This is a genomic window from Staphylococcus sp. HMSC057A08 (assembly GCF_001812925.1).
Taxonomy (GTDB): Bacteria; Bacillota; Bacilli; order Staphylococcales; family Staphylococcaceae; genus Staphylococcus; species Staphylococcus hominis.
In genome coordinates, this window is the sequence record NZ_KV810857.1 from 424,217 (window position 1) to 446,379 (window position 22,163).

General features: G+C 33.6%; 27 protein-coding genes. All 27 read left to right on the forward strand.

Translation table 11 applies throughout. From position 1 onward, the window contains the following. The first annotated feature begins 67 nt into the window (after positions 1-67). Positions 68-244: a hypothetical protein gene (locus HMPREF2881_RS11880; RefSeq protein WP_176744873.1), complete on the forward strand. Its 177-nt coding sequence runs from the start codon at positions 68-70 to the stop codon at positions 242-244. A 4-nt stretch (positions 245-248) separates the two neighbouring features. After that, positions 249-530, forward strand: coding sequence for a DUF1381 domain-containing protein (locus HMPREF2881_RS09365; protein ID WP_070653711.1), 282 nt, complete (start codon positions 249-251; stop codon positions 528-530). Further along, positions 520-696 (forward strand): regulator, encoded by a 177-nt coding sequence (locus HMPREF2881_RS11680; protein WP_141752624.1) that lies wholly within the window; start codon positions 520-522, stop codon positions 694-696. The genes HMPREF2881_RS09365 and HMPREF2881_RS11680 overlap by 11 nt, the downstream gene beginning before the upstream one ends. Then, entirely contained in the window at positions 696-1,124 is a 429-nt protein-coding gene (locus tag HMPREF2881_RS09370) for a hypothetical protein (protein WP_070653712.1), read from the forward strand. Before HMPREF2881_RS11680 ends, HMPREF2881_RS09370 begins: the two co-directional genes overlap by 1 nt. Positions 1,125-1,128: 4 nt before the next feature. Further along, entirely contained in the window at positions 1,129-1,317 is a 189-nt protein-coding gene (locus HMPREF2881_RS09375) for a DUF1514 family protein (RefSeq protein WP_017175414.1), read from the forward strand. A gap of 13 nt (positions 1,318-1,330) precedes the next feature. Continuing rightward, on the forward strand, positions 1,331-1,765 hold the full coding sequence (locus tag HMPREF2881_RS09380; protein ID WP_070653713.1) for a hypothetical protein: 435 nt from the start codon (positions 1,331-1,333) through the stop codon (positions 1,763-1,765). A gap of 121 nt (positions 1,766-1,886) precedes the next feature. Further along, positions 1,887-2,189, forward strand: coding sequence for an HNH endonuclease (locus HMPREF2881_RS09385; protein ID WP_083310076.1), 303 nt, complete (start codon positions 1,887-1,889; stop codon positions 2,187-2,189). A gap of 136 nt (positions 2,190-2,325) precedes the next feature. Beyond that, a complete protein-coding gene (locus tag HMPREF2881_RS09390) occupies positions 2,326-2,676 on the forward strand; it encodes a hypothetical protein (RefSeq protein WP_070653714.1) in 351 nt (116 codons plus the stop codon). Next, on the forward strand, positions 2,673-4,325 hold the full coding sequence (locus HMPREF2881_RS09395) for a terminase TerL endonuclease subunit (protein ID WP_070653715.1): 1,653 nt from the start codon (positions 2,673-2,675) through the stop codon (positions 4,323-4,325). Before HMPREF2881_RS09390 ends, HMPREF2881_RS09395 begins: the two co-directional genes overlap by 4 nt. 8 nt (positions 4,326-4,333) lie before the next feature. Further along, positions 4,334-5,497 carry a phage portal protein gene (locus HMPREF2881_RS09400; RefSeq protein WP_242267317.1) on the forward strand — a complete coding sequence of 388 codons (1,164 nt, stop codon included), beginning with the start codon at positions 4,334-4,336 and terminating at the stop codon, positions 5,495-5,497. Further along, positions 5,487-6,254, forward strand: a complete 768-nt coding sequence (locus HMPREF2881_RS09405; protein ID WP_070653716.1) for a head maturation protease, ClpP-related — start codon at positions 5,487-5,489, stop codon at positions 6,252-6,254. The genes HMPREF2881_RS09400 and HMPREF2881_RS09405 overlap by 11 nt, the downstream gene beginning before the upstream one ends. A gap of 16 nt (positions 6,255-6,270) precedes the next feature. Continuing rightward, positions 6,271-7,482, forward strand: coding sequence for a phage major capsid protein (locus HMPREF2881_RS09410; protein ID WP_070653717.1), 1,212 nt, complete (start codon positions 6,271-6,273; stop codon positions 7,480-7,482). Positions 7,483-7,494: 12 nt separating this feature from the next. Continuing rightward, the gene (locus HMPREF2881_RS11885; protein ID WP_176744874.1) at positions 7,495-7,665 is read left to right on the forward strand and encodes a hypothetical protein; all 171 of its coding nucleotides are present in this window, start codon (positions 7,495-7,497) and stop codon (positions 7,663-7,665) included. 4 nt (positions 7,666-7,669) lie between these two features. Then, positions 7,670-7,957 (forward strand): hypothetical protein, encoded by a 288-nt coding sequence (locus HMPREF2881_RS09415; protein ID WP_070653718.1) that lies wholly within the window; start codon positions 7,670-7,672, stop codon positions 7,955-7,957. Next, complete coding sequence (locus HMPREF2881_RS09420; protein WP_070653719.1) at positions 7,938-8,288, forward strand: phage head-tail adapter protein; 351 nt, start codon at positions 7,938-7,940, stop codon at positions 8,286-8,288. Before HMPREF2881_RS09415 ends, HMPREF2881_RS09420 begins: the two co-directional genes overlap by 20 nt. Then, positions 8,285-8,680, forward strand: a complete 396-nt coding sequence (locus HMPREF2881_RS09425) for a hypothetical protein (RefSeq protein WP_070653720.1) — start codon at positions 8,285-8,287, stop codon at positions 8,678-8,680. Before HMPREF2881_RS09420 ends, HMPREF2881_RS09425 begins: the two co-directional genes overlap by 4 nt. Continuing rightward, positions 8,681-9,091, forward strand: coding sequence for a hypothetical protein (locus HMPREF2881_RS09430; RefSeq protein WP_070653721.1), 411 nt, complete (start codon positions 8,681-8,683; stop codon positions 9,089-9,091). It abuts the gene before it with no gap. A gap of 56 nt (positions 9,092-9,147) precedes the next feature. Continuing rightward, on the forward strand, positions 9,148-9,795 hold the full coding sequence (locus HMPREF2881_RS09435) for a major tail protein (protein WP_070653722.1): 648 nt from the start codon (positions 9,148-9,150) through the stop codon (positions 9,793-9,795). Between the two features lie 106 nt (positions 9,796-9,901). After that, positions 9,902-10,219 carry a phage tail assembly chaperone G gene (gpG, locus tag HMPREF2881_RS09440; protein ID WP_070653723.1) on the forward strand — a complete coding sequence of 106 codons (318 nt, stop codon included), beginning with the start codon at positions 9,902-9,904 and terminating at the stop codon, positions 10,217-10,219. After that, positions 10,216-10,455 carry a UPF0158 family protein gene (locus HMPREF2881_RS11530; protein ID WP_256279984.1) on the forward strand — a complete coding sequence of 80 codons (240 nt, stop codon included), beginning with the start codon at positions 10,216-10,218 and terminating at the stop codon, positions 10,453-10,455. The genes gpG and HMPREF2881_RS11530 overlap by 4 nt, the downstream gene beginning before the upstream one ends. A 40-nt stretch (positions 10,456-10,495) precedes the next feature. Further along, positions 10,496-16,162, forward strand: a complete 5,667-nt coding sequence (locus HMPREF2881_RS09445) for a peptidoglycan DD-metalloendopeptidase family protein (RefSeq protein WP_070653724.1) — start codon at positions 10,496-10,498, stop codon at positions 16,160-16,162. 6 nt (positions 16,163-16,168) lie between these two features. Beyond that, complete coding sequence (locus HMPREF2881_RS09450; RefSeq protein WP_256279983.1) at positions 16,169-17,011, forward strand: phage tail family protein; 843 nt, start codon at positions 16,169-16,171, stop codon at positions 17,009-17,011. Between the two features lie 13 nt (positions 17,012-17,024). Beyond that, positions 17,025-18,668, forward strand: a complete 1,644-nt coding sequence (locus HMPREF2881_RS09455; RefSeq protein WP_070653725.1) for a polysaccharide deacetylase family protein — start codon at positions 17,025-17,027, stop codon at positions 18,666-18,668. Between the two features lie 8 nt (positions 18,669-18,676). Then, the gene (locus HMPREF2881_RS09460) at positions 18,677-20,941 is read left to right on the forward strand and encodes a phage tail protein (RefSeq protein ID WP_070653726.1); all 2,265 of its coding nucleotides are present in this window, start codon (positions 18,677-18,679) and stop codon (positions 20,939-20,941) included. 12 nt (positions 20,942-20,953) lie between these two features. Further along, positions 20,954-21,220, forward strand: a complete 267-nt coding sequence (locus tag HMPREF2881_RS09465; protein ID WP_070653727.1) for a hypothetical protein — start codon at positions 20,954-20,956, stop codon at positions 21,218-21,220. Between the two features lie 52 nt (positions 21,221-21,272). Further along, complete coding sequence (locus HMPREF2881_RS09470) at positions 21,273-21,692, forward strand: hypothetical protein (protein WP_070653728.1); 420 nt, start codon at positions 21,273-21,275, stop codon at positions 21,690-21,692. Further along, positions 21,673-22,074: a hypothetical protein gene (locus HMPREF2881_RS09475; protein WP_083310078.1), complete on the forward strand. Its 402-nt coding sequence runs from the start codon at positions 21,673-21,675 to the stop codon at positions 22,072-22,074. The genes HMPREF2881_RS09470 and HMPREF2881_RS09475 overlap by 20 nt, the downstream gene beginning before the upstream one ends. Positions 22,075-22,163 lie beyond the last annotated feature (89 nt).

Genomic DNA, 22,163 nt, shown 5'->3' on the forward strand with positions numbered 1-22,163 from the left:
GTTCATCAAAGAAGCAGACCTTAAAGAGTAAGGATATATTAGAAAAAGTAAAAGAGGTGCTGGGGAAGTGTTAGGACTTATTAAAGGACTTACAGATACATTTAGTATGAGTGAATGGAACGTAGTATGGGTTGATGATAATGGTAAATCACATGGCAAAAGATTTTATTGGAAAACAGAAGCTAGAGAGTTCTATGATACTTTGCCATATTATCAAAAACGATTAGAAAGAGTGAGTTGGTGATAGCATGAAACAATTCCTAATTAGAGAATTCACAGATAGCACAGGTTATGTTCATAGACATGTGGAAGAACCTAGAGAGAATGAACGTATGACGTTGGTAGAGGCAGAGGATAAGGAAGAAGCTAAAGAGAAATATAAGAAAATCACAGGATTAAGTGAATGTCCTAATTGCAAAATGTTAGGTGGAAATCTAATGGCCAAAGATTATAGCAGTCCAATCGAATATATGAGATGTAATCATTGTGGGCATAACTATCATAGATTAGGAGGTAAGTATGATGTTTAAACGCATATTAATTAACCTTATATTTGCAGAGTTACTATACCTACTTATTAAACCACTCATCATCAAGCTAGAAAGCGAAGATGATATTGATACTGCACCTAAGGACTTTGCTAATGAGTGGGATCAGATTGATTTGAATAAAATTAGGGTGGAGGTGAGTGAGTAGTGTTCGAAAGAATAAAAGAACCTACAGTGTTTGCTAAACAAAAAGAAAAAGAAAAATGGGTTGTAGTTTTAGACGAACCTGAAAACAGAAAGTTATTTGAAGAAAAGTATTCGAACAATAATGATGAATGGAAAATTTACTATAAACCTCATGACGAATTTTATAAAAGCTTAGAAATAGAAATGGAGAAAGCTGAACAAGAAGTACAAGCAGCAAGGGAAAAAGAAATCAAAAATCCAAGTATAAATGAAGATATTAAATGTATAAACAGTAAAGAAAGTTTGGTTGATTACTTACTAAAAGAATACTATCGCAGTTCCGAAATAATTATAGATGAATTCTCAACTGACACCGAAGTATCAGAAGCAAAACTCAAAGCTAATTATAATGAGTTATTAAAACTTAAAGATAAATATATTGGAGGTTAAAGATATGTGGATAGCATTAACCATTATACTCGGTGTACTTCTACTTATAGCGATAGGTAACAACACAGTCTTACGTCAGGAGTTAGATGCACAGAGATACACGAATGTATATCTGTTTACTAAGTACGTGAGAGATTGCGATATAGAAGATGTGGAGTTTGAAATACAAAGAGCAAAGAAACAATTTAAGTAATGGAGGTAATCACTTGTATACACGAGATGAAGTAAAAGGAATGATCAATGATTATAAGTGGATGCGTAATATTATAGAGTCTCAAGTCTATGACGCAGACAGCACATCTATTGCGCAATATGGTATCGAGTCTGTAATGCCTAAAGCCAAAGGTGGTACAGGTGATAAGGTATTAGTTAAAGTACTTAATAGGAATAGAGAGTATCGACGTAATATAAAGATACTTAATAAGATAGAGTTCATAGATAAGTATGAAGAATATATAACAGATGATAGGAACTATCACATATTACAAATGCTTAAACTAAACATGCAGCATAAGACTATCAAGGACTTAATGGAAATCAATAGTGACTCTAAGTTCTATGCATGTATCAATGAGATAGTGAATGTGTATATGGATGCACAACAAGGACACTACGATAAAGAGAAGACATCGAAGAGATAGAAGACATCGAAGGTAATGTGCATCAATAACATATTTAACTTTATAATATAGCTATACGAATTGAATAAATACTCGAAGGCACATCACATAGGTGGTGTGTCTTTTATTATGGAGTTTATACATGATGAATGATTATAAAACACGTAAAAAGTTCTATAACAGTAAAGATTGGGAAACAGTAAGGTTAATGGTTTTGAAAAGAGATAACTTTGAATGCCAGTGGTGCAAAGAAGAAGGGAAAGTAACGACTGAAGACTTGGAAGTTGACCATATTGCAGAGTTGCAAGATAGACCAGATTTGAAATTAGATACTGATAATCTTAGAACATTGTGTAAAGCTTGTCATAATAAACGACATAAAAGATTTCAGTACGGTGGTAATCAATTTAAACCACAAAAGAAATGGAACGATGAAAAATGGTAACCCCCCCGGTCAAAACCATTTCGAGTTTTTCTCGTAACTGGGAGAACGGCGGGTGGGCTCGACTTCGCAACTTTTTTAAAAAATTACACATATAACCTATACCCCCCCACCTCTACATGAAGAAAGGAGTGATTTTGTGAAAGTAAGTGACAATGATAAGAATGTAATTAAAGAGCGTAAGCGATTAGAAGAAATTTACAAAGATATTCCATCAGAAAAGCTGAAAGTTGTTGAAGGCTTAATTATACAAGCAGCAAGATTACGTGTCATGCTCGATTATATGTGGAAAGACATTCAAGAAAATGGCGAATACACCATGTTCCAACAATCACAAAACTTACCATCATATGAACGTGAACGTCCAGTAGCACGTTTATACAATACACGAGACCAATCATACCAACGTGTAATTAAGCAACTTACCGACTTATTGCCCAAAGAAAATAAGGCAGTTGAAACAGACGAACCTGTTGATGATTATGTATGATCAGAAACAAATATGTTGATGAATACATTCAACAATGGCGTGATGGAAAGATAATCTTTAATCAAGAACGAATCGATTTAATTGAGTATCTTGAAAATGATGTACTCACTCTTCCAAATGTTCATTTTGAAGAAGAAAAAATAGAAAAGTGTATAAAGTTTATTGAGAAATGGTATTTTCCAACTCAACCATTCCAACGCTTTATCATTGCTTTCTTATTCTTGATAGATGATGTTGAAGATACGCCATATTTCACAGAATTTGCTTTATTCATGGGACGAGGTGCAGGTAAGAATGGTTTTATCAGTGCAATAAGTGATTTTTTCACTACTCCTATACATGGTATTAAAAAATACGATATTTCAATTGTTGCGAACAGTGAAGAACAAGCAAAAACATCGTTCAATGAGATATACGACGTTTTATTAGATCATAAACGTAATAAAACAGGAGAACGACCTAAAGCACCTTACGAAGTAAGTAAAACAGAAATTAAAAATCGTTCTACTGGTTCAATTATCAGATACAACACTTCTAATACAAAGACTAAAGATGGTGGCCGTGAAGGTTGTGTCATCTTTGATGAGATTGCTATTTATGAAACTTCAGATATGGTTAACGTCAAGCGTGGTGGTTTAGGTAAGGTAATTCACGATAGAACGTTTTATATCTCTACAGACGGATTTGTACGTGAAGGATTTATGGACCAAATGAAAGAAAGGGTCACTGAAGTTTTAAAACGTAACAATCCTAACGACCGTATATTCCCGTTTTATTGTAAGCTTGATGATCCTAAAGAAGTAGATGACGAAAAGATGTGGGAAAAGTCAAATCCTATGTTACATCCTCCACTTACAGGATATGCACGCAACTTAAAACGTAAGATAAAAGAAGAATATAACGTGTTACACATCAATCGTTCAAATAAACCAGAGTTCATGACTAAACGAATGAATTTACCCGAAGTCGATGAAGAAAGAGTCGTCGCTCCATTTGAAGAAATATTAGCTACAAATAGAGAGTTTCCTAATCTTAAAAATAAAGCCTGCATTGGTGGTCTTGACTATGCGTTAGTTAGAGACTTCGCCAGTGTAGGCTTGTTGTTTAGGGATGGTGATGAGTATTATTTTAAATCACATTCATTTATTAGACGTGGATTTTTAGAAACAACTCATCTTGAACCACCGATTGAACAATGGGCAGATGACGGACTCCTCACAATTGTGGATGATGAAGTGATTGATATATCTTACATCGTCAACTGGTTCTTAAAACAACAACAAAAGTACAATTTAACAAAAGTGATTTCAGATAACTTTAGAACAGATATTGTAAGACAACCATTTGAAGACGCAGGCATACCATTAGAGGTTATTAAAAATCCGACTGCTATTCATGGTTTATTAGCACCACGTATCGATACCATGTTTGCTAAAAGGCAAATTGTATTTGGTGATAATCCGTTAATGCGTTGGTTTACAAATAACGTAGCAGTCACAATGCAACCAGATGGCAGTAAAAAATACATTAAAAAAGATGAAGTCAGAAGAAAAACAGATGGTTTCCATGCTATGCTTCATTCACTTTATAGAGCAGATGAGTTATTAGAGTATGACCAACCATTCATTATGGCAGATATTAGCTTTTAAATTAGGAGGTGATTACTATTTCGATTTTTGACCGCATTTTAGGTAGGAATAAGGCTATTGAGTTCAGTTACGATTTTGATTTAGTAAGAGACAAATCTCACAAAGCTTACATAAAGCAGTGGGCTTTAGATACGTGTATTAATCACATCGCTAGAACGATTAGTCAAACAAAATTCGAGTACATTGATAATGGTGTGAAAGATAACACTAATACCACATACTACAAATTGAACGTACGACCTAACACTGATGAGAGTGCTGCAACTTTTTGGCAAAAAGTCGTTCGTAAGTTGATTTATGATAATGAAGTTTTAATTGTTGTGACAGATACTAAAGATCTAATCGTTGCCGATGATTTCACTCGTGAAGAATACGCTTTATATGATGATGTGTTTAAAAATATTGTCGTTGGAGACTTTGAATTTGAAAGAAACTTTCTAATGAGTGAAGTTATTTATTTAGAGTATAACAACGAATCAATTGCAAATATGCTAAGTGGTTTGTTTAGTGATTACGGAGATATCTTTGGTAGATTAATCCAAATTAACCTTTTAAACAATCAAATTAGAGCAACACTTAGTATGGATGCAAATATAGGAATGACTAAAGAGTCACAAGAAAAAATGCAAAGTTTTATTGATAAAGCTTATGAAGCGTTCGCTACAAATGATATTGCGATTGTACCACTTCAAAAAGGTTACACATACGAAGAACATTCAACGCAAAGTCAGGCAAAAACATCATCTCAAATAGATGATTTATCAAAATTACCTGACCAAATATTAAGTTATGTGGCTCGTAATTTAGGTATTCCGTTAGGACTTATCAACGGAGATACTGCAGATATTCAAGGTATGACAGATAACTATATGAAGTTTTGTATTAATCCTATTATTGAGAAGATTACAGACGAATTAAATGCAAAATTATTTACAGTTAGAAGTTACAAAGAAGGTAAACGTATTAAAGCTGTTTCTATTGATGCATATGATCCAATTCAAAAAGCTGAGGCTATTGATAAGTTGATTTCAAGTTCAGTATTTACTGTCAATCAAGTACTAGATATGTTTGGTTATCCTCCAAGTAAAGATGAAGACGCTAATAAACGTTTAATCACTAAAAACTATACTAGTGTGAATGATGTTCAAGGAGGTGAGACAAATGTCGAATAACGAAATTGATATCTACGGTTATATTAATGACGTGACTATTGAAGGAATGTCGATTAGTCCACAATTTGTAAAAGATAAACTGAAAGAAATGAATAATGAGAAAGAAATCGTCGTCAACATTAACAGTAATGGGGGCGACGTTTTTAGTGGTGTGGCTATTTACAATATGCTACAACGTCATTCAGCAAAAATTATTGTCAATATTGATGGTATTGCTGCAAGTATTGCCTCTGTTATTGCTATGGCAGGAGATGTAGTTAACATGCCTAGAAATGGCATGATGATGATACACAATGCCTGGACTTTAGCACAAGGTGATTCGAATGCTTTCAAAAAGCAAGCTGAATCTTTAGAACGCATCAATTCTGTGGTAGTGAATAGCTATTTAGAGAAAAATCCAGATATCGATCATGCGCTTTTACGTCAGTATATGGACGAAGAAACATGGTTTTCAGCTAATGAAGCTAAAGAATTTGGATTAATTGATAATGTTACTGAAAGAACTAAAGTTGCTGCTGCAACTACTTCAACAATGTTAGGGGGTGAGAAAATCATGGCAAGATATCGTAACGAAGGTACACCTGAACCTCAAACACAAAATATTACTGTTGAAGATGTAATGGATAAATTAGATGAAATTTTAGAAGCAGTTAAAAATATTGATTCTAAAAAAAACGACGATAAAGGTGACAAAACAATCGATACAGAACCACCACAGAATAGCTTTGCAAGATTATTCAATATGAATACAAAATAAAAGGAGTGTAAAAAATATGGCTATTAATTTAGAAGATAAACAAGGCTTTGAGAATTCTAAAAGAATCTTACAAGAGTTCGCAAACCTTAATGCAAGTGCTTCTGATGAAGAAGTAAAAGAAAAATACACTGAATATATGAACACATATTCAGAAGAATTAGCGAATGCTATTCGTAAAGATATGAAACAAGAACAAGGTGACAATGCGGTATTAAATGCACGCAATGTTAATCGTTTAACTAACGAAGAAAAGAAATTCTATAACGCATTAGTGTCTGAAGATCACGTTAATACAGATGTAGGTTATAAAGAAGAAGCTTTATTACCTGAAACAGTTATTGATCGTGTTTTTGATGATATTGAAAAAGATCATCCATTATTAAAACACATTAATATTCAACGTACAGGACTAAAAGCGCGTGTAATCAAAGCGCACCCTGAAGGTCAAGTTGTATGGGGTAAAATTTTCTCTGAAATTCGTGGCCAATTAGATGCAGTATTCAGCGAACAAGATTTAACACTTGGTAAAGCGACTGCATTCGTTGTTGTTCCTAAAGATTTAAAAGACGCAGGTGTACAATGGATTGATCGTTTTGTACGCGCACAAATTAAAGAAGCATTCGCAGTAGCTATTGAGAAAGCTGCTTTAGTTGGAGCTGGTAAATCTCAACAACAACCTGCTGGATTAATGAAAACTATTAACCGTCAAACAGGTGCAGTAACTGATAAAGCTGCAGTAGGAACTTTAACTTTTGCTACTCCAGAAACATCTATCAAAGAATTAGGCGGTGTAATTGCTGGATTATCACAAAAAGAAATCTATGATACTGATGGTTCAGTTAAAGAAACTAAAAATGTTAGTGTATTAAATAATGTTGTTATTGCTTTAAATCCTGCTGATTACATTTATACACAAGTTGCATTCATGCAATTAACATCTGCTGGTCAGTTTGCAAGTCCAGTACCATTCAACGTTATTTTTGAAGTGTCTGAATTTGTACCACAAGGTAAAGCAGTAGCATTTGATAAATCACGTTATTTCATGGGTGTAGGCTCGGAAGTTATTGTTCGTCAATTCGACCAAACATTAGCTTTAGAAGATTGCGATTTATATACTGCTAAACAATTTGCTTATGGTGAAACAGAAGATGAGAAAGCATCTGCTGTATATAACTTAAACTTATCAGCATCAGGCGCTCCAACTACTAACGATTCACCAGAAGCATAAGGAGGTTTACTAATGGCTGATTATAAAGTTTTAAAAAACTATAAAGACAAGCAATTAGGAAAGTCTTTAAAGGCTAACGATAAAGTGGAAATGACAGTAAAACGTGCTGAAGAAGTTGAAAAAACTTTGTCTGATAAAGGTTATACAGGGCCTTTCCTAGAACGAATTAAAGAAAAGAAGTGATTAAATGATTACTTCAGATCATGTCGAAGAATTCAAAAATCGTAATCGCATTTTTTATGATATCGAAGATGATCGTATAGAAAGTGATTTGAAAATGTCTTACGAAGATATCAAATCTAAATGTGGTGACTTCGATATGAACAATGCAATAGGTCGTGAATTAGTCTATGAACGAACAAGATATGTATTTAATGATAAGTTAGAAGAATTTCACAATAATTTTTTATCTAACATTGTTCAATTCCAAATTGAAAATATGGAGGCGTCAGATAATGGCACTACAGAAGAATAAATTTATAACTGGTGGCGATATGCGAACACCAGTTATTTTTTTAAAAGCTAAACCGAAAGATGACTTCTTTCCTGGAGAAACAATAGAAGAAGTTGTTTATAAGTGCTTTGCCAATGTATATCAACCATCTCAAAAAGATTTGGATATGACGAACAATGAAGCGAGTTTAACAATGGTCACTTATCATCCTATTAATATCGAAATTACTGATGATATGTATTTTGAAATTGGGCTACCTCGCTACAAAAATAAAAAGTACAACATTAGACAAGTATTTGATGATACAGATAACCATAGAAATATAAAAGTTATTGGAAAGTTATCAGAATGAGTGTGGAAGTTAAAGGCGTACATCAAATGCTTAGAGAAATAGGCGAACAATACGGAGAAATCAAAATGTTAAAAGCACAAGATAAAGCATTAAACAAAGGTGCTAAATACTTCATGAGTGTGCTTAAAGCAAATTTTGAAGTATTTCGAGATACTGGTGCAAGTATTCACGAGATAACAATGACTGATCCATATACCATTCATGGTAATACACGTATGGTTAAAGTACATTGGCATGGTTCAATGAATCGTTATGCAATCATCCATTTAAACGAGTGGGGAACAATCAAAAATCCAAATCCTAGAGGTAAAGGTGCGATTGCTAGAACGATGTTTATGACTGAAAAGCCATATCGAGAAATTGTAAAACAATCGTTGGAAGGAGACCTATAAATGTTTGATATGTTGAAAACTTTAAAACAATATTTACTAAACAACGCAACAATTGCTCAACATTGTACAGGTCGAGTTCGAGCGTACACTTATGATGAAACGGCGGATAGTTCCAATCACTATATTTTGATTGATCCGTTAATATCTCCACAGCCTGAAACTTACGCTAGTGATACAAATCTAACAACAACATACTTATATCAAATAGATGTTCGTGGACCTGATTACGATATAGTTAAACTTTTGCAAGAAGAGATAAGACAAACATTATGGAATATTGATTTTAAACAAGTCGATGGTATAGATGATTATGATAAAGAGTTGAGAATCTATAGAGACGCTCGTCGTTATCGTGGAAACCCCTATACCATTGATGAACTTAGACACATAGATAAAAATATTAAAAACTAGCCTTCTGTGAGTAACAGTAGGCTTTTTTAATACGCAATTTTAAGGAGGAATTTTTAATGGGTAGATACAATGCAGCTACAGGATTAGGGAAATTGTATTATGCAGTATTAACTGAAGAAACTGACGGTTCTTACACAACATCAGCAATTAAAGAAGTTGATTATGTTCAAGAATTATCTATCGAATTCGGAGAAGAATTAGAAAAAGCTTATGGTTCAAATAAGGTAGCAGAAATCGCTAAATCTGCTGGAGAAACTCAAGTAAGCCTTACATTCCATAAATTACCAATCGACGTTCAAAAAGACTTATTAGGTTTAATTGAACACGAATCAAACAGTTCAGTATATGGTTTTGGTAAATCATCAGGCATCACTTACACAGCAGTAGCGATTCCACGTACTATGGAAGATGGTTCTGAAGAATGGTTTGGTTTATCTAAAGGTGTATTCACTCGACCAAACAAAGAAGGTCAAACAAAAGAAGATGGTGTAGAATTCGGTTCAGATGAAATCGAAGGTCAATTCATGGAGCGTGAAGTTGACGGATTTAACGAAGAATTAGCAGTAGTAATGGCTTATGACGATAAAGGAAAAACTGAAGGTCGAGATACAGTGTTTAATTCAATCTTCGGAAAAACTTTTGATTCAGTTCAGAAAACAGCTGAACCATTAACTACTACAACAGACAGTGAACCAGTAGCATAATTGATTGATTTATAGACGACTTAGGTCGTCTATTTTTGTATACAAAAATATTAAAAACTAATTATTCGGACTAACAGAAAACCCGATGAAAAGGAGAATATAAATTATGGCAGTAAGAAAATTTGTGGAATTACAAGATGAAAATGGAGAAGTAAAAAAATATCATGCACCTGCATTTATTAAAGGTAGTGTAGCGCGTAAAGGTTTTAATTTAGGTAAAGAGTTCCAAAAATTAGAAAATACTGGTGGAGAATTCGATGATGACTTATTAGATAAGTTATATAGCTTTATCGCTAATGATTTATATGATGGTCAATTCACAGCTGAAGAATTCGAAGATGGCACAGACGCAAGAGAAGTATTATCTGTGGCTATGGAACAATTAGGTGGAATTTTAGGTGACGAGGGAAAGACGACGAAATAGACGATTCTCGTTTAACCGCTGAAGATTTCACTTATGAAAAGCAATCAGAATATCTTGATACTCTTTACAAAGAGTTAATGGAAAATGGTTGGAAAATGCCAGAGATTGATAATACAGATATTTATCAATTACTTCGCATTATGAACAATAAGAAGAAATCTAAAGTTAAGCAAGTTTCTGCAAACGAGAGTCTAATTGGAGCAATTACAGGAAAAGATCCTAGAGCTTCAAGCTAGGCTCTCTTTTTTAATTTTCAAAGAAAGGAGAGTGAATTAAATGGCGGGAGATATTAAAGGATTTACCATCGACCTTGGTTTAGACACGTCTGATATTGATCGTGGAATGGCCAACTTAAAACGTAAGTTGCAAACTACAGATGCAGAAATGAAGAAAAACCTTTCTAGTTTCTCTAAAGCCGAAAAATCAGTAGAGAAATATGAAACTGAAATTGAAGGCTTAAATAAAACACTCACTCAACAAGGTAGAATGAGTGAACAAGCACAAAAGAAATTAGATCAATTAAGACGTTCGCAAGAAACAATGTCAGATAAGCTTGAAGAATCAGCACGTAATGCTCAAAAAGCTAAAAAGAACTACGAAAATTTAGCTAAAACTTATGATGGACTTAATGATGAACTAAAAGAGCATAAATCCAACGTTAAATCTGCACAAGAATCACAAAAGCAAATGCAAAATACTGTGACAGCATTGAGCGCTAAAACTAAAAACGCTAAATCTGAGTTCGATAAATTGAGTAATAAGTTGGAAGAATTAGAAAATGATAGTTCTGCAACTGCAGGGGAAATATCAGCTTTAACTTTTGAAGTTGGGGAAGCTGAAAGAGAATATAATAATTTATCTAATTCGTTAGACAGTGCAAAACGTGATTTGAACGAATCCAAAATAGCGACTTCTGAAGCTAAAGAAGAATTACAAAAATTTAGTAGTGCTAATAAAGAAGCGATGGAAAGCGCTAAAACATCAATGGAAGTTGCTAAAAAAGAAGCAAACGACGCTGAAAAATCATATGCTAGTCTAAATCGCGAAGTGTCACAATTGCCATCTAAACTAGATAAAGCAGAAAAAGAAGTTTATCAGCAGGCTATGGCTTACAATGTTTTACAAAATAGAATAGACGAAACTACAGATGAGATGAAAGAATTCCAAAGAGAGCAAATAAAAGCAGCAGGAATCAGTGGTATGTTTGCTCGTATGGGTTCTGCTTGGGAAGATACACAACGTAAGATTGATAAAATTGGTGACAGTTTCAGAAATGTAGGATATGTGGTTAATGGTATTGGATTTGGTGGTTTAACTGCTAATATTACATCTATTATTCCAATTGCTGGTAGTGCAGTAAGTGCTATAGCAGGAATTGGTGGTGCAGCAACTGCAGCAGCAGGTGGAGCAATTGGTTTAGGTGGTGCTTACGGTACTGCTTTTGCAGCGATAACTGCATTTAGTGGACAAGCAACTACAGCACTTCAAATGCTTGAAGATGGAGAATTAAAAGCAACTAGAGAAATCAAGAATTATCAATATGTGCTAAATGGTCTTCAAAACCAATGGAAAGATCTAGTTAGAGCAAATCAAGCAGATATCTTTAACTCAATGGCAAATGGAATTAATATTGCCAAAATTGCACTTACAAGACTAACACCTTTTATTACTAAAACAACTCATCAAATCGCTCAAGCTTCCGAAAGAATGCGTGACTGGGTTAAATCCTCTGAAAATGCTAACAATGCATTCAAACTTATCAATAATATTGGTCCACCAGTATTCCAAAACTTACTTAACTCTGCTATGAAAGTCGGAGATGGAATAACTCATATATTCACTCAATTTGGTCCACTATTCGCATGGACTGGCAAAGGTATAGAAAGTTTAGCGAATAAATTTAATGCATGGGCAAATAGCACGAGTACAGATAAAGGTATCGCTAAATTCATTCAATATACTAAGACTAACTTACCAATTGTAGGACAAATATTCGGCAATGTGTTTAGTGGCATGATAAGTCTATTTTCTGCCTTTGCAGGACATTCTCATAAAGTTTTAGTAGGTATGCAAGGAGTAACCAATTCCTTTAAAGAGTGGGCTGCAAATTTAAAAAACACTGAAGGCTTTAAGAACTTCTTAAAATATATTGAAACTAACGGTCCTATTGTTTGGCAACTTCTTAAAAACATAGGTTCTATTATTGTAGGTTTAGTTAAAGGACTAGCACCAGTAGGAGCAATTGTTTTAAGAGTTACTACTGCGATTACAGGTTTCATCGCTAAATTAGTGAACGCTCATCCTGCAATAGGTGGTTTTATCGGCATACTCACAGTAGTCGGTGGAACATTGATGGCGTTAGTTCCACAAATCGCACTAGCAAGAACTGCTTTTGCAGGATTAGGTTTAGGAACTAAAATTGCTACAGTTGCGACAACTTTATGGAAAGGTATTACTGCAACAGCTACAGCAGTAGCTAACACGTATAGATTTGCTATTGCAAGTTTAAGTACAGGGCAAGCGTTAAGTGCAGTAAAAACAAGACTGTCCACTTTAGCGACTAGAATTTGGACTGGCGTTACAACTACAGCAACAGCCATAGCTAATGGTTATCGTTTTGCAGTTGCTAAAATCGCTACCTCTCAAGGCTTGGCGACTTTAAAAACAAAATTATCTATGGTAGCAACAAAAGCGTGGACAGTCGTTACTAAAGGTGCAGCATTAGCCACAAGAGGATTAGGTTTAGCACTTAGATTTATGACTGGTCCAGTTGGTATTGTAATCACTGTTATTGGCGCTTTAACTGCTGGCATTATTGCTTTATGGAAGAATAACGAAACATTCCGTAACTTTGTGATAAAAGCGTGGAATTCTATCAAGAATACTGCAATAGCTGTATTTGGTTTCTTGAAACCTTATATTATAGGTATTTGGACTGCGATTAAGAGTGCAAGCATTGTCATTTGGAACGCTTTAAAAACTGCTGCAAAAGTAACGTGGAACGCTATTAAGTTTGCAATTCAACATCCTATTCAAGCGTTAAAAACTATTATTTTAGCTATATGGAACGCTATTAAGACAAATAGTTTAAAAACTTGGAGTTTAATTAAAACTGGAATACTTACTATTGCTAAAAGTTTAGTCAGCTTAGTAAGAGCTAGTTTCAACGGCTTAAAATCATTCTTTAGTAGCATATGGAACTTTATTAAAAATATTTCTTTAAAGACATGGTCAGCTATTAAGAACGGCGTTTTGAAAATTATTAGATCATTAGTTAATGGTGCTAAAACTATAATTAATGGATTGAAAAAATTCATTACGACAGCATGGAAATTTATTAAATCAACGTCAATTAAACTATGGAACGCTATAAAAAACGGTGTAGTAAATGCTATACGTGGCATGAGTAATGGAGTTAAGAAAATAGTAGGTGCTTTAAAATCATGGATGACAAAAACATGGACTGCTATTAAAAATACAACAATAAAATTAGCTAAAGCGTTATGGTCTGGCGTAAAAAATACATGGAACAGTCTTAAAAAAGGCACAATAAAAATTATAGCTTCTGTTGCTGTTTGGCTAATCAAAAAATGGCTTTCTATTAAAAAGAATATAGTAAATACAGTTAAAAAATTATGGTCTGGAGTTAAAAAGACTTGGAACTCCTTAAAATCTGGAACTATTAAAATTATGGCATCCATAGCAGTATGGCTTATTAAAAAATGGATAGCTATAAAAAAATCGGTAGTAAATAAAGCTAAAGGTTTATGGTCAGGTGTTAAAAATACTTGGAATAGTTTATCTCGTGGCACACGTAATATTTTTAACCGTGTTAAAAGCTTTATGTCAAACACTTGGCGTAGTATCAAAAATACGACAGTAAACATGGCTAAAGGTTTATGGAATAGCGTTCGAAGAACATTCAATAATATGGCTGGTGGACTTAAAAATATCATTGGGCGAATCAAGGGCCACATTACTGGAATGGTAAATGCTGTAAAAAAAGGTTTAAACAAATTAATTGGTGGCGTGAACTGGGTAGCTGGAAAATTAGATATGCCTAAGTTACCTGAAATAAAACTTTCTACTGGTACTGAAAGCACTCATACTCAAAGTTATATTACAAAAGGTAAACTTAATCGAAACACTTTAGCTACCGTTGGAGATAAAGGTCCAGGCAATGGTCCAGGTGGTTTTAGACATGAAACAGTCATTCCGCCTAGCGGTAAAGCTTTCATCACACCAGCTACAGATACAACAATTCCACTTGCCAAAGGAACTCGTATTTTAAATGGCGCACAAACGCATAGTTTACTTAATAGACCACAATTTAATAGCGGTACAATACCGAAATTTAGTTTAGGTACAACATTCGCCAATTTACTTGGTGGTGGTAAAAAGCCAAAAAAACATAAAAAAGATGACAATTTAGTGGGCGACGTAGCTCAAAAAACTAAAGACGGCGTTAAAGCTATGACTGGTAAAGTTGTAGAAGGTGGTAAAGCAGTCGTTGGTAGTGCATTGAACGCTGCTAAAAAAGGCAAAGATTGGCTATCTGATAAAATTGGCGATGTACTAGATTGGATAGAAAAGCCAAAAAAATTATTAGAAAAAGTATTTGAAGGTTTCGGTATTAACATGGCATCATTTGGCATACCTAAAGGCGCTAAATTACCATTTAACCTTATGAAAGGTATGTTTAAAAAACTAAAAGAGGGAGCTATTAATAAAGTTAAAGAATGGTTTGAAGAAGCTGGCGGTGGTGACGGAGGTTATATTGACCTTTCAAAAGGTGTTAACTTCGGTTTTGCACCAACAGCGGCAGCAGCAAGAGCGCAAGGTTATCCATTCGCGCGTCCGCATTATGGACTAGACATAAACTATAAATACGATAAAGTGTATTCTACATTAGCTGGTAAAGCAACAGGTAGTACAGGCTGGAACGGCGGTTTTGGTCGTAATATGTGGATACGTACTAAAAATGGTATCGAAGCAATATACGGTCACTTATCTAAATTAGCGTTTAGTGGTACTAGACAAGTTAAACCGGGCGACTATTTGGGAGTTTCCGGAGGCGATCCTAGTCGTGACGGAGTAAATGCCGGTAGTTCGACAGGGCCGCATTTACACTACGAAATGCGTTGGAACGGACAGCCTAAAGATCCAACAAACTGGCTTAAAAAGAATAATGGCGGAGGTAAATCTGGTGGCTCAAAAGCTGCAAACAAATGGAAACCTGAAATTAAACAAGCATTAAAGGCAAATGGCTTACCAACCACTTCGGCATATGTAAATGCATGGATAAGACAAATACAAACAGAAAGTGGCGGTAATGCAGGTGCTGTTCAAGGGAATATCGGAGATATAAACAATAGAACAGGAAATCTTGCAAGAGGTTTACTGCAAGTAATACCACCAACGTTTGCTGCAAATAAATTACCAGGTCATGGTAATATCATGAATGGTTTAGATAATGCTATGGCAGCAATGAATTACGCTAAAAAACGTTATGGTAAATCTGGAATGTTACAGGTAATTGGTCATGGTCATGGTTACGCCACAGGTGGCTTAATCAAATCTGCAGGTTGGTATAACCTTGCAGAAGGTGGCTATCCTGAGTGGGTAATTCCAACTGATCCTAATAGAAGAACAGACGCAATGAAATTGTTAGCACTTGCTGCAAAAGACATTGAAGGCAGTAAAACATCAGGTAATAAACGACCAAGTAACTTCTCAAACACTAAAATAAGTTCTAGTCAATCTGACAATAGTAAATTAGAACAAAAATTAGATATGCTTATTGGATTAATGAGTAAATTAGTTCAAAGTAACGATACAATTGCCAATAAAGATTTTGAAGTGAGTTTAGATGGTAAAGAATTAAGCAGAAATAATTCAAAACAACAAGCGTTAAAAGCTGCAACTCAATTAATGAGGGGATGATTATAATTGAAAGTAGGATTTAAATTATATGATCCTAATATGAACGAAATAAAATTTCCAGTTGGTTTAAAGCCACTGGATTTTTTAGTTTCGTCTATAGAAAAGGAAAGATATATAGAAAATGTTGAAGGTATACCTGGATCTATAAATTACGGATTTGATTATAAAGATCGTGGAGATTGTACATTGTCATTTTGGCTCAGACATTTTCATGATGAACACGATTATCTCTTACTAGAGTCTGAAATAAATGAATTATTAGATAGTCAACCATACTTTTATATAAGTCGTAATAATTTACCAACTAGAGTTTTAAAAATAGTAATAGATTCTAGTTACAAACCTGAAAGGATATTAGGGAGTATGTATGCAACTTTAGAGGTAAACGCAACTGTTATTGGCTTACCATTTTGGCAAACTAAATATACAACTCAAGATATCGAAAAAGAAGGATATGAAGCTATAGCCGAAGAGTTTGGTATGGCTGACGGTATTAATCAAGATATGGCAAATTATAGATTTCAATCTTCTGTTTTTAATGTATGGAATGGCGGTAACGTTACAATTGATCCACGTCAAATGCCTTTGAATATTAGAGTATGGCATTCGACAAGCAAAGGTGATGCAACAATCGAAAATTTAACTACTGGAGATAAGGTCATTGTATATCGTGAACATACAAATAGTTATATTAATTTAATAGGCTCAAAAGTGATGTTAGCAGATACGAATTGGTTAAGAGAATCAAATAGACAATATATCACACTAGCACCTGGAGAAAATAAAATACGAATCTCCAATACTAATTTTAGCGATGTAACTTTTGATTTTCCTTTCTATTTTAAATAAGGAGCGTGATTAGATGGGTAGAAGAGTAATTAAGAGTCTATGGAATCGTAATAATTTATTAGATTTAAATGAAAACTTTGTAGAACTCTATAAAGATGTAAGAAATAGTTATAGCATAAGTTCTGGCTTTATATCAGAAGCACAAAATATTTTAGAAAATGCGAAAAAGTATAATTTAGACAATCAAGATGTTAAAAGACAATTAGATAATATAGTTTTAAAATCGGGAGACTCTAATGTTGAAGTAGCGCAAGCAAGAAGTACATTTCCAACATTAAATGCACGATTAGATAATGAATTTCAAAGATTAATGGATAACGAAGCGAATGCTAATAGAGCAGTTATTGCTACATCAAAGAGAAAGTTTCCTATGCTTACTTTTATAGATGATGATGGTAGAACAGAATTAAAACAAAAATGGGAGCCTATCTTAAAAGAAAAGAAAAATAAATTGACTATCGCATTAGTAACAAGTTGGGTAGACAATAAAAATTCCTCTGTTATCCAATGGGATGAAATTCATCGTTGGAAAGAGGAATACGGGGTAGAATTTGTGAATCACACACATACACATCAACATGCTAATAACTTAACTGCGTTACAGGTGGAAGATGAATTAAGTCAAGCAAAAGAAATTTTGAAGCGTGAAGGATTAACGCATGATATTATTGTCCAACCTTTTGGAGAAAACACAGAAGATGTTAGACGTATTAGTCGAGACTATGCTAAAGCAAATTTTGGTATTAAAGAATTTGTTAACCAAACACCTTTTGACACTTTTAATGCTAAAAGAATATCACTTGCAGATAGTTTTAATAATACATGGGAAGATTATAAGAAAGTGTTAGATGAAGCTATTGCTACAAATGGTTGGGTAGTCTTTAAATCTCATTCACAGTATACAAGTTTTGACAGTAATCAAATTGAACTCATTAAAAAAATCATTGATTATGCAAGAACTAATGGCATAATCAATGTAAATTTAGAAGAAGGATTAAAATATTTCAGTAATTTAATTGATGTGGGAGATTATACAGCAAGAGCAAAAGAAGGTGTACATTATTATATATTAGATCGCGATGGTAAAGCACATTCAAATACTAATGGTAAAGATTTTTGGAGTTACAAATATAACACTGTAGATTTTAATACTCCAGTTACATTTTTTGAAGAAAATTCAACAAGTACTACAACAATTGTAAGTACTGCGTCTCAACCTTTTCCTGAAAGTCAACCAGGAACGCTTATTACATTTAGAGGAGATAGCATAACATTGAGTTATCAACTTTACTTTCTTTCTACTAACGATCAAATATATAAGCGACGTTGGGATGAAAAAACAAAAAATTGGACTAACTTCAGAAAAATAGTGACGGATAGTGTGGAGTACTTTACTAGACATTACACACCTTCTACAAAAATAAATCCACAAAGTACTTATGACGTTGATATTAGCAATACAGTATTAAATGAATTAGGTTTCAAATCGGGTGATTTAGTCTATGGTTCACCAGAAAAGAAATTACCAGAGAATATTATGTTTAATGTAATAATTAGTTCAGACAATATAATTACTGTAAGGTTTGTGAATGTATCCGACAATGATATTACTATCCCAGCGACATATTTTAATTTCAAAATTAGTAGAGTGAAGTAGGTGGAATAGTGGCTTTTATTAAATCGCCTTATGAAAATATATACGACGAAACGTTATATAACGGGAACGGTTATTATAATACTAACGGAACGTTTGTAACAGATAAGACATTTAAATATATGGATAAGCAAAGAACTGATTTTTTAGGTAGAGGCTATGTAATTATACGTAATTACACTCTACCTTATTTTTATGTGACTTATTGGGATAGATTCGGTAATTTCTTGTATACAGAAAAATGTACTTTAACTAATGGAGTATATCGTTTTCCAGTTTTATCTACAGAAGCTAATGACGTTTCATTTTCCTTTCATGATAGTCAAGAAGGTATCGAGATATTCAAATATGGTAAGTATTACTATTTAGAAGCTGTCATCCAACACAGCCAAGAAATTAATGGTGATGAAAAACTCGAATTAGATATTGAATACACTCAGAATAACGGCGAATTTTTATCTTTACAGAAAGATTTGAACATGTGGATTATTGAATTTGAGAATAAAGAATATGTCATTATCAATAATGAAAAACAAGGCTATGGCGATAAGTATAGAGTTAGTTGTACTGCTATTCTTTATGCGTTATATAAACTTAATTCAGATAGAATTTATGAAAGAATCGACGAAAGTTTAACAACAACTGAAGGTTTTAATTATGTGTTTAAAGGTACTCCATTCAGTTATGTTGTTGTTGATAGTGCGCCTTCAAGTCGATTTCAGGGATTAGGTGAAGGGGAAAGTAGATTAGAAGTACTTAAAAAATTAATAGATCGTTGGGGCTACGAATTAAAAATAGTTGGGAATGTCTTTTATTTTCACAGTCAAATCGGTAATGATTCAAACTTTGAATATCGTTATAAAATAAATGCACAAAATATCTCACAATCTAGTGATGCAAGTGAAATGTATACTTATTGTCGAGGTTATGGCGATTACGATGGAGATGGTTCTGATGATATGGATTCAACTGAAACAACAAGTGCAAATGAAATAGAAACAGAAGAAAATTCGGAAGACGACAGATCGGTTGTAGAAAAGGCAAAACTAAAACGAGAATATACATCTCCACTCGCTAAGTTTTTAGGTAAAATTCATGCGCCACCTGTCATGGATGGACGTATTAAATTAATTGAAACAATGGATCAACGTTTAATTCAAAGAGTTGAAAGTAGTATTGTTTTATCATTTACTGCAGATATTGTGGATATGAGCAAAAATGGTTACGATTATCAGCATTCTGAATTGGGTGATCGTGTATTTTTAGTAGATGAACGTATCAATATAAATCGAGAAATAAGAGTAATCGCAATCAATCGTACTATTGATGCATTAGGACGATTGATTGCAATGGAAAATACTTTTGGCACAGCTAGTCTTACAGATAAATATGAAGCTAAATTTAATACAGCAGTAAACGATATTACAGAAGTGATGAAAGGTAATAAAGCCATTCCGTTTAATGCGTTAGATAGCGTTTCACAATCTATGGTTTCAAAAATACAAAATACTTCTACAGAATTATCATTCGGTAATAACGGTATATTAGCAATAGATAAAAATAATAAAAATAATATTGTTGCTATGAATAGTAGTGGTTGGATGTTGTCTACTGATGGTGGTAAGACAGCTAAAACAGCACTTACTGCAGAAGGTATGGTTGCTGATGCGATAACAACGGGTTCATTAATGACTTCTCTAGTAAATATTGTAGGTCGAGATTCGTTAATGTATATGGATGGAGATCAATTTATAGCAAAGAGTCAAATAGATGAGCGTAAAACAGTGATTAGTCCATCAGGTATAACAATAACAAGGCCTGATGGTGCTACGTGGGTTGAGAATGGTATTTTTAAATCATCAATGGAAATACAAATGGCTGCACCTCAACCACTTTCAGCAGGTGTAGAGATATCTGGTAGTTATTATAAAACTTCAAACTTTGAAAAATCTTATGTAGAAGAATACTTCTTTCAACATAAAGCAAGATATTTAAGGATACTAGGAAGAGGTAAAATGATTCATTCTACTGATAACAAGTACAATGGAATCGTATTTGTTGAAAGTATAGAAAACGGTGAAGCAAAAGTTGTAGGTAGTCAAAAGGTTTTAAAAAGTGAAGAATTCGAAGATGGTAATGCAGGTGAATTAATAGATATTACTATAGATTTAGGCACACCGACATATGGATATAAACACTTTTATATTGCGTTTAGATCAACGAGTGCTAAATCCGAAATATATTTTAGACGTTCATTAGTAGAATTAAAAGATTAAGAGGTGCAAGATATGTGGGTACTATTTTTAAAATTAATTAATGGCGAGTATGAAATTGTTCAAGCTGGTTACAATCTTGTTCCTACACAGGAATATGATAAAACACTACCAACAACCGAAAAGATTGTAAGTCAATTTGAAAAAGTTTATTTTGATGGTGAAAAATTAAGACTTAAAGAAGAAGAAACCCTATTAAGTATAGAAGAATTAAACGCTCAAAATAATCAAAATTTAGAAGACGATATATCAACCGAGCCTATTATATACGATATTGAATAAGCCATAGCCAGTGGAGGTTATGGCTTTTAAATTTATATAAGGAGTTGAGAATATGAAAGAAAATTCATTTAATTATAAGGTGCTAGCTATCTTTATCTTTGGTTTTGGCTTACTTATGTTCGAAAGAGGTTTCTTTTGGACTAAAGAACAAGATACTGTATTAAGCGACAGTGATTTCTATCTAACGCTCCATCAAGTTATGCCTATTTGGTTATGGGGCGTTTTAGGAATGCTTTTCAGTTTGTTTATCATTCTTGCACCTATCTTTTTACCTAAACAACAAGTGAGCAATAAATTTAACTTCTTACTTATCTTTGGTGGTAGTGGAAATGCAGTTTATTATTTCTTGCTCACTTCTGCAAGTATATTTAATGCGATTAATTGGCTAACCCCAGTCCAATTTGCAACCTTAGCAATGATTAATGGATTAACCGCTTACTATGGGGGTAAAGATGTTGCAGGAAAAAGATGAACGTTTCGTATCGAGAGAAGAGTGGATAGATAACACAAATAAAATCCATCAAAAAATAGATGAGAATGATAAACGACACACTAGCGAATTAAAAGATTTAACTAATAAGGTAGACAAACAAATCATATACCAAAAACAAGCATTTGAAAGTCAAGCACGTTCAGAAAAACACTTAGAAAAGCTATCAGAAACAATGAGTAACTTTGGTAGAGAATTCACTGATGTTAAGTATCAAGTTAAAGATCATAGCAAACAACTTGAAACGTTCAGCGAAGTTATTAAAGAAAAACAAGGTTATAACGTAAAGATTATAGTTGCAATTATCAGTGGTATTGCTACGGTGCTTACTGGTGCATTAGGTTTTGCAGCTGCATTCTTTTAAGTCGGCACTTTTAGTGTCGGCTTTTTATTTTAAAAGAGGAGTGAATTAAATGGAGAGTATTATTGCATTTGCAACAGTAATTTCAGTTA

Excerpts from the sequence above, each read along its gene's own strand:
- HMPREF2881_RS09365 (WP_070653711.1), top strand. The coding sequence starts at position 249 with ATGAAACAATTCCTAATTAGAGAATTCACAGATAGCACAGGTTATGTT.
- HMPREF2881_RS11680 (WP_141752624.1), top strand. The coding sequence starts at position 520 with ATGATGTTTAAACGCATATTAATTAACCTTATATTTGCAGAGTTACTA.
- HMPREF2881_RS09375 (WP_017175414.1), top strand. The coding sequence starts at position 1,129 with ATGTGGATAGCATTAACCATTATACTCGGTGTACTTCTACTTATAGCG.
- HMPREF2881_RS09385 (WP_083310076.1), top strand. The coding sequence starts at position 1,887 with ATGATGAATGATTATAAAACACGTAAAAAGTTCTATAACAGTAAAGAT.
- HMPREF2881_RS09395 (WP_070653715.1), top strand. The coding sequence starts at position 2,673 with ATGATCAGAAACAAATATGTTGATGAATACATTCAACAATGGCGTGAT.
- HMPREF2881_RS09405 (WP_070653716.1), top strand. The coding sequence starts at position 5,487 with ATGTCGAATAACGAAATTGATATCTACGGTTATATTAATGACGTGACT.
- HMPREF2881_RS09410 (WP_070653717.1), top strand. The coding sequence starts at position 6,271 with ATGGCTATTAATTTAGAAGATAAACAAGGCTTTGAGAATTCTAAAAGA.
- HMPREF2881_RS11885 (WP_176744874.1), top strand. The coding sequence starts at position 7,495 with ATGGCTGATTATAAAGTTTTAAAAAACTATAAAGACAAGCAATTAGGA.
- HMPREF2881_RS09415 (WP_070653718.1), top strand. The coding sequence starts at position 7,670 with ATGATTACTTCAGATCATGTCGAAGAATTCAAAAATCGTAATCGCATT.
- HMPREF2881_RS09420 (WP_070653719.1), top strand. The coding sequence starts at position 7,938 with ATGGCACTACAGAAGAATAAATTTATAACTGGTGGCGATATGCGAACA.
- HMPREF2881_RS09425 (WP_070653720.1), top strand. The coding sequence starts at position 8,285 with ATGAGTGTGGAAGTTAAAGGCGTACATCAAATGCTTAGAGAAATAGGC.
- HMPREF2881_RS09430 (WP_070653721.1), top strand. The coding sequence starts at position 8,681 with ATGTTTGATATGTTGAAAACTTTAAAACAATATTTACTAAACAACGCA.
- HMPREF2881_RS09435 (WP_070653722.1), top strand. The coding sequence starts at position 9,148 with ATGGGTAGATACAATGCAGCTACAGGATTAGGGAAATTGTATTATGCA.
- gpG (WP_070653723.1), top strand. The coding sequence starts at position 9,902 with ATGGCAGTAAGAAAATTTGTGGAATTACAAGATGAAAATGGAGAAGTA.
- HMPREF2881_RS09445 (WP_070653724.1), top strand. The coding sequence starts at position 10,496 with ATGGCGGGAGATATTAAAGGATTTACCATCGACCTTGGTTTAGACACG.
- HMPREF2881_RS09455 (WP_070653725.1), top strand. The coding sequence starts at position 17,025 with ATGGGTAGAAGAGTAATTAAGAGTCTATGGAATCGTAATAATTTATTA.
- HMPREF2881_RS09465 (WP_070653727.1), top strand. The coding sequence starts at position 20,954 with ATGTGGGTACTATTTTTAAAATTAATTAATGGCGAGTATGAAATTGTT.
- HMPREF2881_RS09470 (WP_070653728.1), top strand. The coding sequence starts at position 21,273 with ATGAAAGAAAATTCATTTAATTATAAGGTGCTAGCTATCTTTATCTTT.
- HMPREF2881_RS09475 (WP_083310078.1), top strand. The coding sequence starts at position 21,673 with ATGTTGCAGGAAAAAGATGAACGTTTCGTATCGAGAGAAGAGTGGATA.